Source organism: Amycolatopsis sp. CFH S0740, from assembly GCF_004522315.1.
Classification (GTDB): domain Bacteria; phylum Actinomycetota; class Actinomycetes; order Mycobacteriales; family Pseudonocardiaceae; genus Amycolatopsis; species Amycolatopsis nivea.
The window spans coordinates 59,957-73,910 of sequence record NZ_SDLS01000025.1; the positions used below are offsets into that span (position 1 = coordinate 59,957).

Here is a 13,954-nt window from a genome sequence, read left to right on the forward strand (position 1 = left end):
CCCAGGCTAGTGGTTGGCTCACCGCCAGGGCCGGACCGGCGTCCCGCGCCACCGGGTGCGCGGCGGGACCGTCTCCCCCGCCATCACCAGCGAACCCGAACCGACCGTCGCGCCGTCGGAAATTCCGCTGCCCGGCAGTTGGAACGCGCGCGGCCCGAGGGTCGCCCCAGCACCGAGGCGGACCGGGTCCAGCCGCATGACGCGGTCGTGGAACAGGTGTGTTTGCAGTACGCAGCCGCGGTTCACCACGGCGCCGTCGCCGAGGTGGACGAGGTCCGTTTCCGGCAGCCAGTAGCTCTCGCACCAGACGCCGCGGCCGATGCGGGCGCCTAGGGTTCGCAGCCACCAGTTCAGCACCGGCGTGCCGAGGAACGATCCGGCGAACCACGGCACCGCGAGCGTCTCTACGAACGTGTCGTACAGCTCGTTCCGCCACACGAACGCGCTCCACAGTGGATGCCGTCCCGGCCGGAACCGGCCGACCAGCGTCCATTTCATCAGCGTCGTCAGCAGCGCGGCGAAGAGACCGGCCGAGACGAACACCGCCGGTGCGAGGACGGCGGCGATCCAGAAGCCGTCCGCGATGTCCACTCCAGTCAGTACCGCGCTCACGGCGAGGCCGAGCAGACCCGCGATCAGCAGCGGCGCGATCCGGCAGGATTCGACCAACGCGCGGGCCAGCTTCAACCGGCGCGGCGGCGCGAAGGTGCGGGCGGGATCGGCGGTGTCCGCGATCCGGCGCAGCTCCAACGCGGGACGGCCGAGCCAGGACGTGCCGGCGGGGACGTCCGCCGGGGTGTCGGACAGGACGCCGACCAGTGACGCGGAACCGAGCGTCCGGTCCGGGCCGACGACGGCGGAGTTGCCGACGAACGCGCGTTCCCCGACTTCCGAGACGCCCAGCCGGACCCAGCCGCGGTCCAGTTCGTACGGTGCGGCGAGGACGTCGTCGGCCAGGAACGCGCCGTCCCGCACTCGCAGCAGCGACGGCAGACTGAGCACAGTGGACAGTTCAACGCCGCGGCCGATTCGGGCGCCCAGCAAGCGCATCCAGACCGGCGTCGCCAGCGCGGCGTAGAGCGGGAACAACTGCCGCCGGGCGATTTCCAGCAGTTCGTGCACGAACCAGGCCGCCCAGCCCGCGCGGCTGAGCACCGGATAAACCCCCGGTCGCACGGCCAGGCTGGCCAGCCGCACGAGCAGGACGATCGTCAAGGCGTACCCGACGATTCCGGCGAGGACGAGCAACGGCGTCCACGGCAGGATCGCCAGTGCGGCCTCGCGCGGATCGTCCGCCGCCGGGATCAGCAACAGTGCGACCACGATCAGCGGGATCGCGGACACCAGCATGAACATCGATCGCACCGTGCCGCCGAGTGCGAAGGCCAGCGAGTACCGCTTCGCCCGCGGTGCCGCCACGGTCGGCCGCGATGGGCGTTCGCCCGAGGGGCCGGCCGGGGAGCCGCCCCAGACCGCGCCGTCGGGTACGCGGGTGTCGAGCGTCGAGCCCGGCAGCAGCACCGATCCGGCACCGAGATCCGTGCCGGGCAACAGCGTGCTGCGGCCACCGACGCGCGCACCGGCTCCGACCGAGACCCGGCCGATCCGCAGCACCGCGCCGTCCAGCCACCACCCGGCCAGGTCCGCCTCGGGCTCGATCGCACAGCCGTCGCCGAAGCCGGCGAGGCCGCTCACCGGCGGCGGCGAATGCAGGTCCACACCTCGGCCGACCCGATTGCCGAGCAACCGGGCGTACGGTGCGGCGAGCGGCGTTCCGGCGACTCCGGGCGGGCCGGCCACCGCGGCGAACCGTTCCGCCGTCCACAGTCGCATGTGGACAATGCCGCCGCGCCGGTACTCCCCCGGCGCGAGCTTTCCGCGCAACACCCGCACGCCGCCCGCGGCGAGCAGCATCCGGCCAGGCGGGCTCAGCAGCACCAGCCACGCGGGCACGAGGATCCACCACGACATCCGCGGCAGCCACTGCAACGGCAGCACCAGCGAAACCAGCGAGCCGAGCAGCGACACCGAAAGCAGCCACCGCGTTCCGGACAGGGCCAGCAAAACCAGCTGCACCCCGGCCTGCCACCAGCCGCTGCCGCGCACCGGAGCCACCTGCGGCTCTTCCGCCGCGACGGTTTCGACCGGCGCTCCGGCGAGGCGTTCGTACAGCTCCCGTGGCGTCGGACAGGAGTACACATCGGACACTGCCGCGCTCGGATACCGTTCGCGCAGCACGGAAACGAGCCGTGCGGCGGTCACGCTCGAGCCGCCGAGGTCGAAGAAGTCGTCGTCCGGACCGGCCGTGGTTCCGAGGTGTTCGCTCCACACCTGCGACAGCCAAGCCAGCTTCGGATCGGACGGCACCACCGGCGCGGCGGCCGGTTCCTCCAGCGGCCAAGGCAACGCGTCGCGGTCGAGCTTGCCCGACGCGCGCACCGGCAGCTCCGGGACCAACGCGAGCCGGGGCACCAACGCTGCGGGCAACCGGTCCAGCAGAAGGCTGCGCGCTGCGGTGCGATCGAGGCTCTCGCCCTCCGGCACCACGTAGCCGACCAGCACCTGCGCGCCGCTGTCCGTGCGCTGCACGACGGTCGCGGCGGCAGCGACACCAGGCAACGCGCGCAGTGCGGCGTCGATCTCGCCCAGTTCGACGCGTCGTCCGCCGATCTTGACCTGGCCGTCCGCGCGGCCGACGAACTCCAGCCCCTCCGGCACCGCGCGCACCAGATCGCCGCTGCGGTACGCGCGGCTCCAGCCGAGCCCCGGCAGCGGCACGAATTTCTGCGCGTCCTTCGCCGCGTCGAGGTACCGGGCGAGGCCGGCGCCGCCGATCACCAGTTCCCCGCTGCGGCCCCACGGCACCGGGATGCCCGCCGGGTCCTCGGGGTCGACGACCGCGAGATCCCAGCCGTCGAGCGGCAGCCCGATCCGCACCGGTTCGCCCGCACGCAGCCGTTGTGCACACGCGACTACGGTGGTTTCCGTTGGGCCGTAAGTGTTCCAGATTTCCCGTTTGCCGTCGTCGAAACGGGTCACGACCTCCGGCGGGCACGCTTCGCCGCCGAGGATGAGCAGCCGGACGCTGGCCAGAGTGTCCACTGGCCACAGCGCGGCGAGCGTCGGCACGGTGGACACGACCGTGACGCCCCGCTCGACCAGCCACGGTCCGAGGTCGGCACCCGCGCGGACGAGCGAACGCGGTGCCGGGACCAGGCACGCGCCGTGTCGCCACGCCAGCCACATTTCCTCGCACGACGCATCAAACGCGACACTCAGCCCGGCCAGCACGCGATCGCCCGGGCCGAGCGGCTGCGCGGAGCAGAACAGCCGGGCTTCAGCGTCCACAAAGGCCGCAGCCGCGCGATGCGTGACCGCGACGCCCTTGGGTTTTCCGGTGGAGCCGGAGGTGAAGATGATCCACGCGTCGTCCTGCGGCTGCGGACGGACTCGCGGCCACTGCGGTCCACGCGACGCCGGTACTCCGGCGTCGGTCAGGACCAGGTTTGCCTGAGCTTCCGTCCACACGGTCTCGGCGCGGTCGGCCGGATCGTCGGCGTCGACCGGGACATAAGCCGCACCAGTGGAAAGAACGGCGAGAATGCTGCGGTACAGCGCCGCGGTGCCGGAGGTCATCCGGATGCCGACGCGGTCGTCCGGCATGACCCCGGCGGCGCGGAGGCGTCCGGCGAGTTCTTCGACCTGTGCGGCGAAATCGCGGTACGTCGCGCGCTCGGTTCCGTCGTCGAGTGCGAGCGCGTCCGGGTGGTTGCGCACCGTTTCGGCGAAAATGTCGTAAAGAGTGCGCACGGCGGGCGCCGGGCCCGCCCGGTAAATCGCCGTCGCCTTTTCGGCGAGCCTCTCGGGCGCGACGATGCGCGCCCGATCCGCGTCCAGCGTCACAGGAAAACATCCTTCCAGGAGAACACGAGTCACGAAACCGGCCGGAAACCACTCAACAATGGGCGGCGTGCGGCCGGGCTGAAGCAGCAGCGCCGTTCCCGGACGCTGAAATCGGAACAAGAACAGATATCGGGCAATCCCCCAGCCGCTGCTGTGCGGCTCGTCACGCGAGTCCGGACATTAGCGGACGCAGTGCCGCCGATGTCACTCGGCAGAGTTAATTTCGGAATTCGTTCTCAACCGGTTCACAGGATCTTTGTGCTTCTCCCGTTCACCGCACGCAGGGCACCCCGCCTCCGGACAATTCGTCGGCGGGCGAAACCGGGGCGACCGGCACCGGAGCGGCCTCGCCGGCCTTTTCCCGGAAATCCGTGCCCAGCACCAGCTTCAGCTCCCCCGCCGCCAGCGCGCCGTCGTAGCCCACGCCGTACCCGCCGCCGAGCGCGGCCACGAGTTTCGCCGCCGACGCGGAATCCCCGCGCCCGTAGCGGACGACGGTGCGGTGCGTGTGCCGCGCGTTGGACGTGCGCCCGGCGCGGTATCCCCGCGACGGGAGCGTCTTCAGCACCCGGGCGGCCGCGCCTTCACGGCCGCTCGCGTTCACCACGTCCACCGCGGGTCCGGCCGTCGCGGCGGGCGGCGGCGGGACGGTCCGGCCGAGCAGCCGGGCCGCGGCGGCCCGTATTCGCACCGGATCGACGATATTGACGTCTTCGCCGCGCGCGTCTTTTTCGAACCGTTCGACCGGAAGCGACGTCAAGGTCAGATCCCCGCCTGCGAACGATTCCGCCTGCCGCGCCAGGGCGTTGAGGTCGAGCCCGGAATCGATCGCGACATTCTGCCGCGCGACCGAAACCAGCTGCCCGAGTTTCCCCGGGTCGCCGAACACCCCGCCTTCTTCCAGCTGATGCGCCAGCGAAACGAGAAACGCTTGCTGGCGCCGTTCCCGGTCCAGGTCGGTGAACTCGTGCTGCGAATCGCGCCGCTGCCGCACGAACGCGAGCGCCTGCGCCGCGGAAATCCGCTGCTGGCCGCTCGGGAAATCCGCACCTGAGTAACTGTCGTGGGCGGCCTCGGTCAAACACACCGTGATCGGCTGCACGACCTGCGCCAGTTGATAGAACGCGACCAGGGCGACTTCGACGAAATGGTCCACCGCGACTCCGCCGAGGAACTGGCGCACCGTAGCGACTTCTGCCGCGCGGCCGGCGTCGCGCGACCTCTGTTCGCGAGCCGCCTTCTCGGTGACGCCTTGCGCGGCAAGACGTTTGGCTTCCGCGGCGAACGCGTACCCGTAAGCCTCCTTGATCCGGCCCTGGCACATCCCGTCCGGACAGCCGGCGAGATCGGTGTAGTCGTCGCGCGGAATGGAGATGACCGTGGGATGCCCGCCGTCCGCCGAAACGTGCAGCAGCATCAGCACATCGGTGTTGTACCCGCCGACGTGCTGGTCTCCCGCGTGCAGCTGTTCGTAGAGCTCGGCGGGCAGCGGTTCGCCCCGTTCGTCGAGCCGCGAATCGAGTCCCATGACGAGGATGTTCGTGTCCCCGCCCGGCCGGGCTCGCCCGTCGAGCGCGGTCGACGCGGTGACCCCGGACAGCAGCGCGCGCAGCTCGGCCCACCCGTAGGCGGCCCCGCCCAGCAGGACCGCGACCAGCGCGACCACGCCGATCCGCTCGGCCCAGTGCCCGTTCGCGCGCTCCATCGCTCACCGCTCCTCCCTCCGGCGGCACCCGGTCTACTCCGGGGTTCCTGTGAGAGCGATGAGAGAGAGGACCGGCCGGGCAGCCCGCCGAGGTCGGACGGGCGCCCGCCGGCGAGCGTCACACTTTGGAGGGTCAGCGCCGCTCCGGCACAGGACGCCGGAAGTACGTGAGGGGAACCCGCACGGAATCTGATTCCCTGAGGGGAACCCTCACGTACTTCTGCGGGAGCGGGTCAGCGCTGCCGTTCGCGAAGATCGCCGGGGCGGACGCCGACCAGCAGCACCACGACGGCGAGCAGGATGATGCCCGCGCTGATCTGCAGCCCCAGCGACAAGCTCCCGGTCGAGGATTCGATGAATCCGAGCAGGGACGGCGAAGCGGCGGCGGCGAACGAGCCCATCGACGTCACGACCGCGATCCCGGTCGCCGCGGCCCGGTCGGTCAGATAGATCGACGGGATCGAGTAGAACACCGTCAGCCCCGAGTAGTGCGCGGCCGCCATCACCGCGAGCAGCAGGACGACCACCACGACGTTGCCGCCGGACACCGAGATCGCCAGCATCGCGAACACCGCCACGATCCAGCTCGTCGCCGCGTGCCAGCGCCGCTCCAGGGTGCGGTCGGAATGCCTGCCGACCAGCAGCATCACCACGATGCCGAGCAGCGGCGGGATCGCCGAGAAGAAGCCGAGGTTCAGCACGTTGCCGACGCCGGCATTGGCGATGATCCGCGGCGTCCAGTACGAGACGGCGTTCGCCAGCGTGTACGCGCCGCACGCGCAGAGCCCGAGGATCCAGACCTTCGGGTCGCGCAGCGCGAGCAGCAGGCCGCTGTGCTTCTGCTTCGTCTCCCCTTTGTCGCGCAGGTCCGCGTCGAGGTCGGCGCGCACGGCGGCCTTCTGGTCCGCGGTGAGCCACTTCGCCTGCTCCGGGCCGTCGGTGACGAAGAGCAGCACGAGCCCGGCCAGCAGGATCGGCGGGATCCCTTCGATCAGGAACAGCCACTGCCAGTCCGCGAGCCCGCCGACGCCGCCGAGCGAGTGCATGATCCAGCCCGACATCACCGACCCGAGCGCGCCGGACACCGGGATGCCGATGAAGAACACGGCCGTCATCCGCGTCCGCCGCGACGATGGGAACCACAGCGACAGCAGGTACAGCGCGCCGGGGAAGAACCCGGCTTCCGCGACGCCGAGCAGGAAGCGCGCGGCGTAGAACATGATCTCGTTCTGCACGAACAGGGTCACCACGGTCATCACGCCCCAGGTGGCCATGATGCGGGCGAGCGTTTTGCGCGCGCCGATGCGGGCGAGCAGCGCGTTGCTCGGGACTTCGAAGAGGATGAAGCCGACGAAGAACAGCGTGACGCCGAGCCCGTACACCGCCGGGCCGAAGCCGAGATCCCGTTTCAGGCCCTGCTGGGCGATCCCGATGTTGGTGCGGTCGATGTAGCTGACGACATAACACAGCACCAGCAGCGGCATGACGCGCCGGGCGATCGTGCGATAGGTCGCTTTGCGGTCGACGGCGGCGGTTGCCGGAGCGCCGGTGACAGCGGATGGTTCGGCCACGGCTGAGACTCCTTCGTCCGGATCGGGCGAGTGGCAGTCTCCGCATCGAGTGTTGAGTTTGTCAACACCCGGCGGGTAACGGCTACGATGCACGGCCATGGCCGAACGCGCAGACGGACACGACCTGGTCCCCATCTCCGGACTGCTGTCCTACCGGCTCTCGCGCACGTCGTCGGCGATGTCGCGCAGCGCCGCGGTGCGCTATCGGCGGGACTTCGACGTGAGCCTCGGCGAATGGCGGGCGATCGCGCTCATCGCGGCCGACCCGACGCTCACCCTCAACCGGCTCGCCCGCCGCGCCGGACTCGACAAAGCGCAGATGAGCCGCGTGGTCAGCCGGCTGACCGACCGCGGGCTGGTGAACCGCACCGCAGGGTCCGGGCGCACGTCGCAGCTGGCGCTGACCGCCGAGGGCACCCGGGTGTACCGCGGCCTGATCACCGCCGCCAACGAGCGCGACGCGGACTTCCTCGCCACCCTGACCGGCGAGGAGGCACGCGTGCTGGACCGCGCGCTGGACAAGCTGGCCGAGCACGCGCTGGCCGTCGAAGAGAGTGAGCGGGCTCACCCGGCCGCCGAGTAGTGTTGACTTTATCAACACCCTCGCGTACTTCTGGATCCACCGACGAGGAGGTGGGCCCAGGATGTCCGACGCCGTCACGATCTGCGAGTGCTTCGCCCGCGACGGGCTGCAGCACGAGCCGGAGCCCGTGCCGACCGCGACGAAGATCGCGCTGCTGAACGCGTTCGCGCGCACCGGTTTCCGCCGGATCGAGGCGACCAGCTACAGCCATCCGGCGCGGGTGCCCGGGTTCTCCGACGCGTCCGAGGTGCTTGCCGGGATCGACCGGCACCCAGGCGTCGCGTTCAAGGCGACCTGCCCGAACCCGCGCGCCGTCGAACGCGCGCTCGCGGATCTCGAGGCCGGGCATGGCGCCGAAGAGCTGAGCCTGCTGGTGTCCGCCACCGAAGCGCACACCGAGCGGAATCTGCGCACCACGCGCGCCGGGCAATGGGAGCGAGTGACCGAGATGGTCAAGCTCGCCGACGGACGGTTTCGCCTGGTCGGAGTGGTTTCGGTGGCGTTCGGCTGCCCGTTCGAGGGCAAGGTCGACCCCGGCCGGGTGGCCGAGGACGTCGCGCGGTTCGCCGACCTCGGCGCGAGCCTCGTGACCTTGGGCGACACGACCGGCGTCGCGACCCCGGGTTCGGTGCGCGCGCTCTACACCCGGCTGTCCCGCGAGCACCCGGACCTGCCGCTGGTCGCGCACCTGCACAACACGCGCGGGACCGGGATCGCGAACGCCGTCGCCGCGTTGGAAGCCGGGTGCCGCCATTTCGACTCCGCGATGGGCGGCGTCGGCGGGCATCCGGCGAAGATCGGCTACGGGGCCGGGCTCACCGGCAACGTGTGCACCGAGGACCTCGCCAGCCTGTTCGCCGCGATGGGCGTCGACACCGGCCTCGATCTCGACCAGCTCGCCGCGGCGTCCGCGGCCTGCGAAGAAGCGCTCGGCCGCCCGCTGCACAGCATGGTCGCCCGCGCCGGCTTCGCGTCCGCCTGACTTTCTTTGGGGAGAAACCTGTGCTGCTGACTGAAAATCACGACGCCGTCCGCGTCCTCACGTTGAACCGGCCGGACAAACTCAACGCGCTCGACACCGCGCTCACCCGCGCTCTCGACACCGCGCTTGACGAAGCTGGCCGAGACCCGAGCGTCCGCGCTGTCGTTGTGACCGGGGCCGGGCGCGGGTTCTGCGCCGGGGCCGATCTGAACGAGTTCTCGTCGCTCACGCCGGACCAGCCGGAGGCCGTTCTCGAGCGTGCCGCGCTCACCGCCCGGCTGCAGACGCGCATGCAGCAGCTGCCGGTCCCGGTCGTCAGCGCGGTGCGCGGGGCGGCGGTCGGCGGCGGCGCCGGGCTGGCGATCGGGGCGGACCTGGTGGTCGCCGGGTCCGACCTCAAGTTCGGCTACCCCGAGCTGAAGCATTCGATCGTGCCCGCGCTGGTGATGACCGGGCTGGTCCGGCACCTGGGCCGGAAGCTGGCGTTCGAGCTGGTCAGCACCGGCCGGCTGCTCACCGCCGCGGAAGCCCTGTCGTACGGGCTGGTGAACCAGGTGGTCGAACCTGCCGAGATCGTGCCCGCCGCGCTCGCCGTCGCGCTGCGCTGGGCCTCGGTCGAACCTCGGGCGCTCGCCGCCGCGAAGGACCTCTTCTACCGGGTCGCGGACCTGCCGACGGACGCCGCGATGCGCGCCGGCCAGGACGTCAACGCCCTGATGCGCGGGTTCCGCTCATGACCGGCCCGCTCGCCGGAGTCACGGTCCTGGACCTCTCGCGGGTCCTCGCCGCGCCGCTGGCCACCCAGATCCTCGCCGAACTCGGCGCGACCGTGATCAAGGTCGAACGCCCTGGCACCGGCGACGAAACCCGCGGCTTCGAACCCCGGCTGCCGCACGGCGAGAGCGCGTACTTCTTCGCCTTCAACCGCGGCAAGCAATCGGTCACTGTGGACTTGAAGGACCCGCGCGGCCGCGACATCGTGCGGAAGCTGGCCGCGCGCGCCGACGTCGTCGTGGAGAACTTCCTGCCCGGCACGCTCGACCGGCTCGGTCTCGGCTACGCGGAGCTGTCCGCGGCGAACCCGGACCTCGTGCTGGTGTCCGCGACCGGCTTCGGCCAGACCGGTCCGGACGCGCACCGCAAGGGCTACGACACGGTGTTCCAGGCGCTGTCCGGCGTGATGGCGATGACCGGCGATCCCGCTGGTCCGCCCGCGAAAACCGGGGTGCCGGTGGCGGACCTGACGTCCGGGCTGTGGGTGGTGATCGCCGTGCTGACCGGGCTCGCCGGGCGTTCGTCCGACGGTCGCGGCCGGCACCTCGACGTCGCCATGATGGACGTCCAGCTCAGCCTGCACGCCCTGAACGCCGCGCGGCTGTTCGCGCTCGGCGAGGACCCGGTCCGCACCGGGACCGAGCATCCGGGGCGGGTGCCGTCGGCGGCGTTCCAGGCCGGGGACGGCGAATGGCTGCACATCAGCGGCAGCGACCAGCATTGGCAGCCGCTGTGCGCCGTGCTCGGATTGTCCACTTTGGCCGCTGACCCTTCGCTGGCGCACAACGCGGGTCGCGTCGAACACCGCGCGCGCGTCATGAAGGCGCTGCGCGGCGCGATCGCCCAGCACGACCGGGACCAGCTGGTCAAAGAACTGCAGGCGGCCGAGGTCCCCGCTGGCGCGGTGCGTTCGGTCCGCGAGGCGCTGGCCGACCCGCACGCCGTCGCGCGGGGGGTCGTCGGGGAGTTCACGCATCCCGTCGAAGGCTCGTTCCCAGCGCTGCGGACGCCGTTGCGCGAGACTTCCGGAGACGCTCCGGCGCCGGGGACGCCCCCGGTGCTCGGCGCGGACACCGACGTCGTGCTGCGCGACCTGGCGGGACTGTCGGACGATGAGATCGAGGGCCTGCGGGCCGCGGGAGTGATCTGATGAACGAACGCGTGACGCTGGATGTCACCGACGGAATCGCCCGCGTAGAACTGGCCCGGCCCTCGGCGCGCAATGCCGTGGACCTCGCGATGTGCCACGCGCTGAAGGAAGCCTTCGACGCCGTTGATATCTCAGACGCCCGGGTAGTTCTGCTCAGCGGTGCCGGTCCGGTCTTCTGCGCCGGGGCGGACTTGAAGGAACGGACCGGCAAGGACGCCGCTTGGGTGCGCCGCCGCCGAGTCGCGTCCTTCGCGGCTTACGCGGCGATCGAGGCCTGCCGCTGTCCCGTTGTCGCGTTGGTGCACGGAACCGTCGTCGGCTCCGGCGGGGAAATCACCCTCGCCGCCGACTTCGCCCTCGCCGCCACGGGCACCGTTTTTCGTTTCCCTGAACCGCATTGGGGCACGGTCGGCGCGACCCAACGGCTCCAGCGAGCCATCGGCAAACGGCGGGCCAAGGAACTGTTGTTCACCAACACGCCTTTGCCCGCCGCCGAAGCCGCTGCGCTCGGCCTGGTCAACCGTGTCGTCCCCGACCTCGCTGCCGCCGCAACCGAGGTGGCCGCCGCCATTGCCGCCGCCCCGCCCGGCGCGATCGCCCTGACCAAACGGGCGGTGGACCTGGGTTCGGAAACCGACCTGGACCGCGGCATCCGGATCGAAATGTCCGCCATCGAACAGAACCTCGCCGACGGCAGCTGGCGCGACGGCGTCGCCCGGTTCACTGGAGAGACCCGATGACCGACCTGCGCACCGCCTGCCCGCTCACCGTCCAGGACGCCCTCGCCCGGGCCGCGCTCCTGGCCCCCGACGTCGAGGCCGTCGTCACCGCCGAGGCCCGGATCACCTACCGGGAACTGGCCACCGAGGTCGCCCGGGTGCGCGGCGCGCTGGCCGCCGCCGGGATCGGCCGGGGCTCCCGGGTCGGGCTCTGCCTGGGCAATACTCCCGAGTGGGTCACGCTGTTCCTGGCGTTGGGTTCTCTTGGCGCGCTAGTCGTCCCGGTGAACACGCGCTTCACCGCCGACGAGGTGCACTACACGCTTGCGCACTCCGGCGTCAGCACGCTGTTCGCCGCCGAGCGCGTCTTGAACGTCGACTTCCCCGCGCTGTTCTCCGACGCCGGTATTGAACCCGGCTGCGCGACTCTGCCTTCTCTGCAGCGGATCATCATCCTGGGCCAAGACAGCTGGACCGATTTCCTGGCCGCCGGTTCTCCCGCTGAACCCGTTGCCACGCCGGACGATCTCCTTCTCGTGCAATACACCTCCGGGACGACGTCGCGTCCCAAAGGCGTTCTCCTGACCCACCGCAGCATGTGCGCCGACGCTTTCTTTTCCGGCGCCCGCATGGGTTTGCGCCCCGGCGACCGGTTCCATTCCGCGCGCCCGTTCTTCCACGTCGCCGGAAGCACCCTGTCGGTGCTGGCTTCCCTGCAACACGCCACCACTTTGGTGACGATGCCGAAGTTCGAGCCAGCGGAAGCGTTGCGCTTGCTGGAAGCCGAGCGCTGCACGCACTTCTCCGGCAACGACACCATCGCCCTGCTCCTGCTCAACCACCCCGACCGCCCGCGCCGCCGCCTCTCCCTGCGCGGCGCGTGGGTCGCCGCCTCCCCCACCGTCGTCCGTCGCGTCATCGACGAACTCGGCGCGCGCGAATGCGTTGCCGGGTACGGACTTTCCGAAGCGTCTCCGAATGTCGCCCAATCCGCGTGGTGGGAACCGGAAAAAATCCGCGCCTCCGGAGCCATGGCCCCCGAACCAGGAGTGGAAATCCGCATCCGGGCCTTGGACGACACCCGCGACTGCGCCCCCGGCGAACCCGGCTCGGTGCTGGTGCGGGGCTGGAACGTCATGCAAGGCTACCTGGACGACCCCGTGCGGACCGCCGAAACCATCGACGCCGAAGGTTGGCTGTCCACCGGAGACGTCGGTTTGCTCGACGACTCGGGCCGGTTCCATTTCACCGGCCGCACCAAGGAAATCATCCGGGTGGGCGGGGAGAACGTCGCGCCCGCCGATGTCGAGGACGTGCTGCACCGGCATCCCGCCGTCCGCCAGGCCGCCGTCGTCGGCGTCCCCGACGAGCGATTGATCGAAGTGCCTTTCGCTTTCGTCGTCCTGACTGCGCCGGGCATTTCGGAAGAAGACCTGCTTGCGTGGGCGAAAGAACGTTTAGCAGGCTTCAAAGTCCCACGGCATCTGCGCATTGTGGACGGTTTCGAGGCGATCGGCATGACCGCCAGCGCCAAGGTGCAGAAGAACCAACTGGCTCGCTATGCCCGAGCCCTGCTGGAGAACTCATGACGCGGCTGCGTACTTCAGTCACCGATCTGCTGAACTTGGACCTGCCCATCATCCAGGCCGGGATGTCGTGGGCCTCGTCGTCCTCGGCTTTACCCTTGGCTGTGTCCAATGCTGGCGGCCTGGGTGTCGTCGCCGCCGGTCCGATGCGCTTGCCCGATCTGGCGCGGGTACTGGACGAAATGGCCGCCGGAACCGACCGTCCGTGGGCAGTGAACCTGCCGCTCTACCGGGCTGGCGCCGACGAGGTGATCGACCTCCTGCTCGCCCGCCGCCCTCCCGTGCTGATCGCCTCCCAGGGCGGCCCACGACGGTATTTGGACCGGTTCCACGCCGTCGGCACCCGGTGCCTGCACGTCGTCGCCGGTGTCTCGCATGCCTTGAAGGCCGCTGCCGCCGGTGTCGACGGTTTGGTGGTAGTCGGCGCCGAGGCAGGCGGACACCCGCCGCCGGGGATGGTCACGACGCAGGTTTTGGTGCGCGCTGTGGTTTCGGCCGTGCCTTCGCTCCCCGTGATCGCCTCCGGCGGGGTTGCCGATGGTGCCGGTCTGGCCGCGATGCTGGCCTTGGGCGCCGGTGCGGGCCAGTTCGGGACCCGGTTCCTGGCAAGTTCCGAGGCTACTGTGCACCCTGCTTATCAGGAGGCCGTGGTGGCCGCCGGTGTCGATGACACGCGGACGGTTGGTCATGGGCTCGGGGTGATTCGCGCACTGTCGAACGATTTCACCGCGCGGATGGCTGAACTGGAAGCTTCCGGTGCTGAGGAGTCATTGCGGCGCAAGGTTTTTCAGGCTTCTTCCTTGAAGGATGCTGCCCTGCACGGCGATGTCGCGACGGGGAAGGTGGAGGCCGGACAGTCGGCTGGGCTGGTCACGGAAATCCTTCCGGCAGCGGAGATTGTCTCGCGGATCACGGCGGAGTATGCGGCCGTAGTGCGCGGCCTGCCGAGACTCGCTGGTGCCTGACCGCCACCGGATCTGG

The 13,954-nt window shown here is 70.5% G+C and carries 10 protein-coding genes; 7 read left to right on the forward strand and 3 right to left on the reverse strand.

All coding sequences use genetic code 11. From position 1 onward, the window contains the following. Nucleotides 1-18 precede the first annotated feature (18 nt). From EIZ45_RS33180 to EIZ45_RS33190, 3 genes are all read right to left on the reverse strand, one after another. Nucleotides 19-3,903 carry a Pls/PosA family non-ribosomal peptide synthetase gene (locus tag EIZ45_RS33180; RefSeq protein ID WP_205670123.1) on the reverse strand — a complete coding sequence of 1,295 codons (3,885 nt, stop codon included), beginning with the start codon at nucleotides 3,901-3,903 and terminating at the stop codon, nucleotides 19-21. A gap of 271 nt (nucleotides 3,904-4,174) precedes the next feature. Next, a complete protein-coding gene (locus EIZ45_RS33185; RefSeq protein ID WP_134666604.1) occupies nucleotides 4,175-5,608 on the reverse strand; it encodes an LCP family protein in 1,434 nt (477 codons plus the stop codon). 233 nt (nucleotides 5,609-5,841) lie between these two features. Further along, nucleotides 5,842-7,179, reverse strand: a complete 1,338-nt coding sequence (locus EIZ45_RS33190) for an MFS transporter (protein ID WP_043833334.1) — start codon at nucleotides 7,177-7,179, stop codon at nucleotides 5,842-5,844. 97 nt (nucleotides 7,180-7,276) lie between these two features. On the opposite strand from EIZ45_RS33190, the gene EIZ45_RS33195 reads away from it, so the two are divergent. The 7 genes from EIZ45_RS33195 to EIZ45_RS33225 all read left to right on the forward strand — a co-directional run bounded on the left by EIZ45_RS33195 (nucleotide 7,277) and on the right by EIZ45_RS33225 (nucleotide 13,938). Continuing rightward, the gene (locus tag EIZ45_RS33195; RefSeq protein ID WP_037819777.1) at nucleotides 7,277-7,762 is read left to right on the forward strand and encodes a MarR family winged helix-turn-helix transcriptional regulator; all 486 of its coding nucleotides are present in this window, start codon (nucleotides 7,277-7,279) and stop codon (nucleotides 7,760-7,762) included. 61 nt (nucleotides 7,763-7,823) lie between these two features. Beyond that, nucleotides 7,824-8,744, forward strand: a complete 921-nt coding sequence (locus EIZ45_RS33200; RefSeq protein WP_043833336.1) for a hydroxymethylglutaryl-CoA lyase — start codon at nucleotides 7,824-7,826, stop codon at nucleotides 8,742-8,744. Between the two features lie 20 nt (nucleotides 8,745-8,764). Then, entirely contained in the window at nucleotides 8,765-9,481 is a 717-nt protein-coding gene (locus EIZ45_RS33205; protein ID WP_235146769.1) for an enoyl-CoA hydratase/isomerase family protein, read from the forward strand. Then, nucleotides 9,478-10,668: a CaiB/BaiF CoA-transferase family protein gene (locus tag EIZ45_RS33210; RefSeq protein ID WP_134736093.1), complete on the forward strand. Its 1,191-nt coding sequence runs from the start codon at nucleotides 9,478-9,480 to the stop codon at nucleotides 10,666-10,668. The genes EIZ45_RS33205 and EIZ45_RS33210 overlap by 4 nt, the downstream gene beginning before the upstream one ends. After that, entirely contained in the window at nucleotides 10,668-11,408 is a 741-nt protein-coding gene (locus EIZ45_RS33215; protein WP_134666600.1) for an enoyl-CoA hydratase/isomerase family protein, read from the forward strand. Before EIZ45_RS33210 ends, EIZ45_RS33215 begins: the two co-directional genes overlap by 1 nt. Then, the gene (locus EIZ45_RS33220; protein ID WP_134666598.1) at nucleotides 11,405-12,976 is read left to right on the forward strand and encodes an AMP-binding protein; all 1,572 of its coding nucleotides are present in this window, start codon (nucleotides 11,405-11,407) and stop codon (nucleotides 12,974-12,976) included. The genes EIZ45_RS33215 and EIZ45_RS33220 overlap by 4 nt, the downstream gene beginning before the upstream one ends. After that, a complete protein-coding gene (locus tag EIZ45_RS33225; protein WP_134666596.1) occupies nucleotides 12,973-13,938 on the forward strand; it encodes a nitronate monooxygenase family protein in 966 nt (321 codons plus the stop codon). The genes EIZ45_RS33220 and EIZ45_RS33225 overlap by 4 nt, the downstream gene beginning before the upstream one ends. Nucleotides 13,939-13,954: the final 16 nt, after the last annotated feature.

Excerpts from the sequence above, each read along its gene's own strand:
- EIZ45_RS33195 (WP_037819777.1), top strand. The coding sequence starts at position 7,277 with ATGGCCGAACGCGCAGACGGACACGACCTGGTCCCCATCTCCGGACTG.
- EIZ45_RS33220 (WP_134666598.1), top strand. The coding sequence starts at position 11,405 with ATGACCGACCTGCGCACCGCCTGCCCGCTCACCGTCCAGGACGCCCTC.
- EIZ45_RS33185 (WP_134666604.1), bottom strand. The coding sequence starts at position 5,608 with ATGGAGCGCGCGAACGGGCACTGGGCCGAGCGGATCGGCGTGGTCGCG.
- EIZ45_RS33200 (WP_043833336.1), top strand. The coding sequence starts at position 7,824 with ATGTCCGACGCCGTCACGATCTGCGAGTGCTTCGCCCGCGACGGGCTG.
- EIZ45_RS33210 (WP_134736093.1), top strand. The coding sequence starts at position 9,478 with ATGACCGGCCCGCTCGCCGGAGTCACGGTCCTGGACCTCTCGCGGGTC.
- EIZ45_RS33225 (WP_134666596.1), top strand. The coding sequence starts at position 12,973 with ATGACGCGGCTGCGTACTTCAGTCACCGATCTGCTGAACTTGGACCTG.
- EIZ45_RS33215 (WP_134666600.1), top strand. The coding sequence starts at position 10,668 with ATGAACGAACGCGTGACGCTGGATGTCACCGACGGAATCGCCCGCGTA.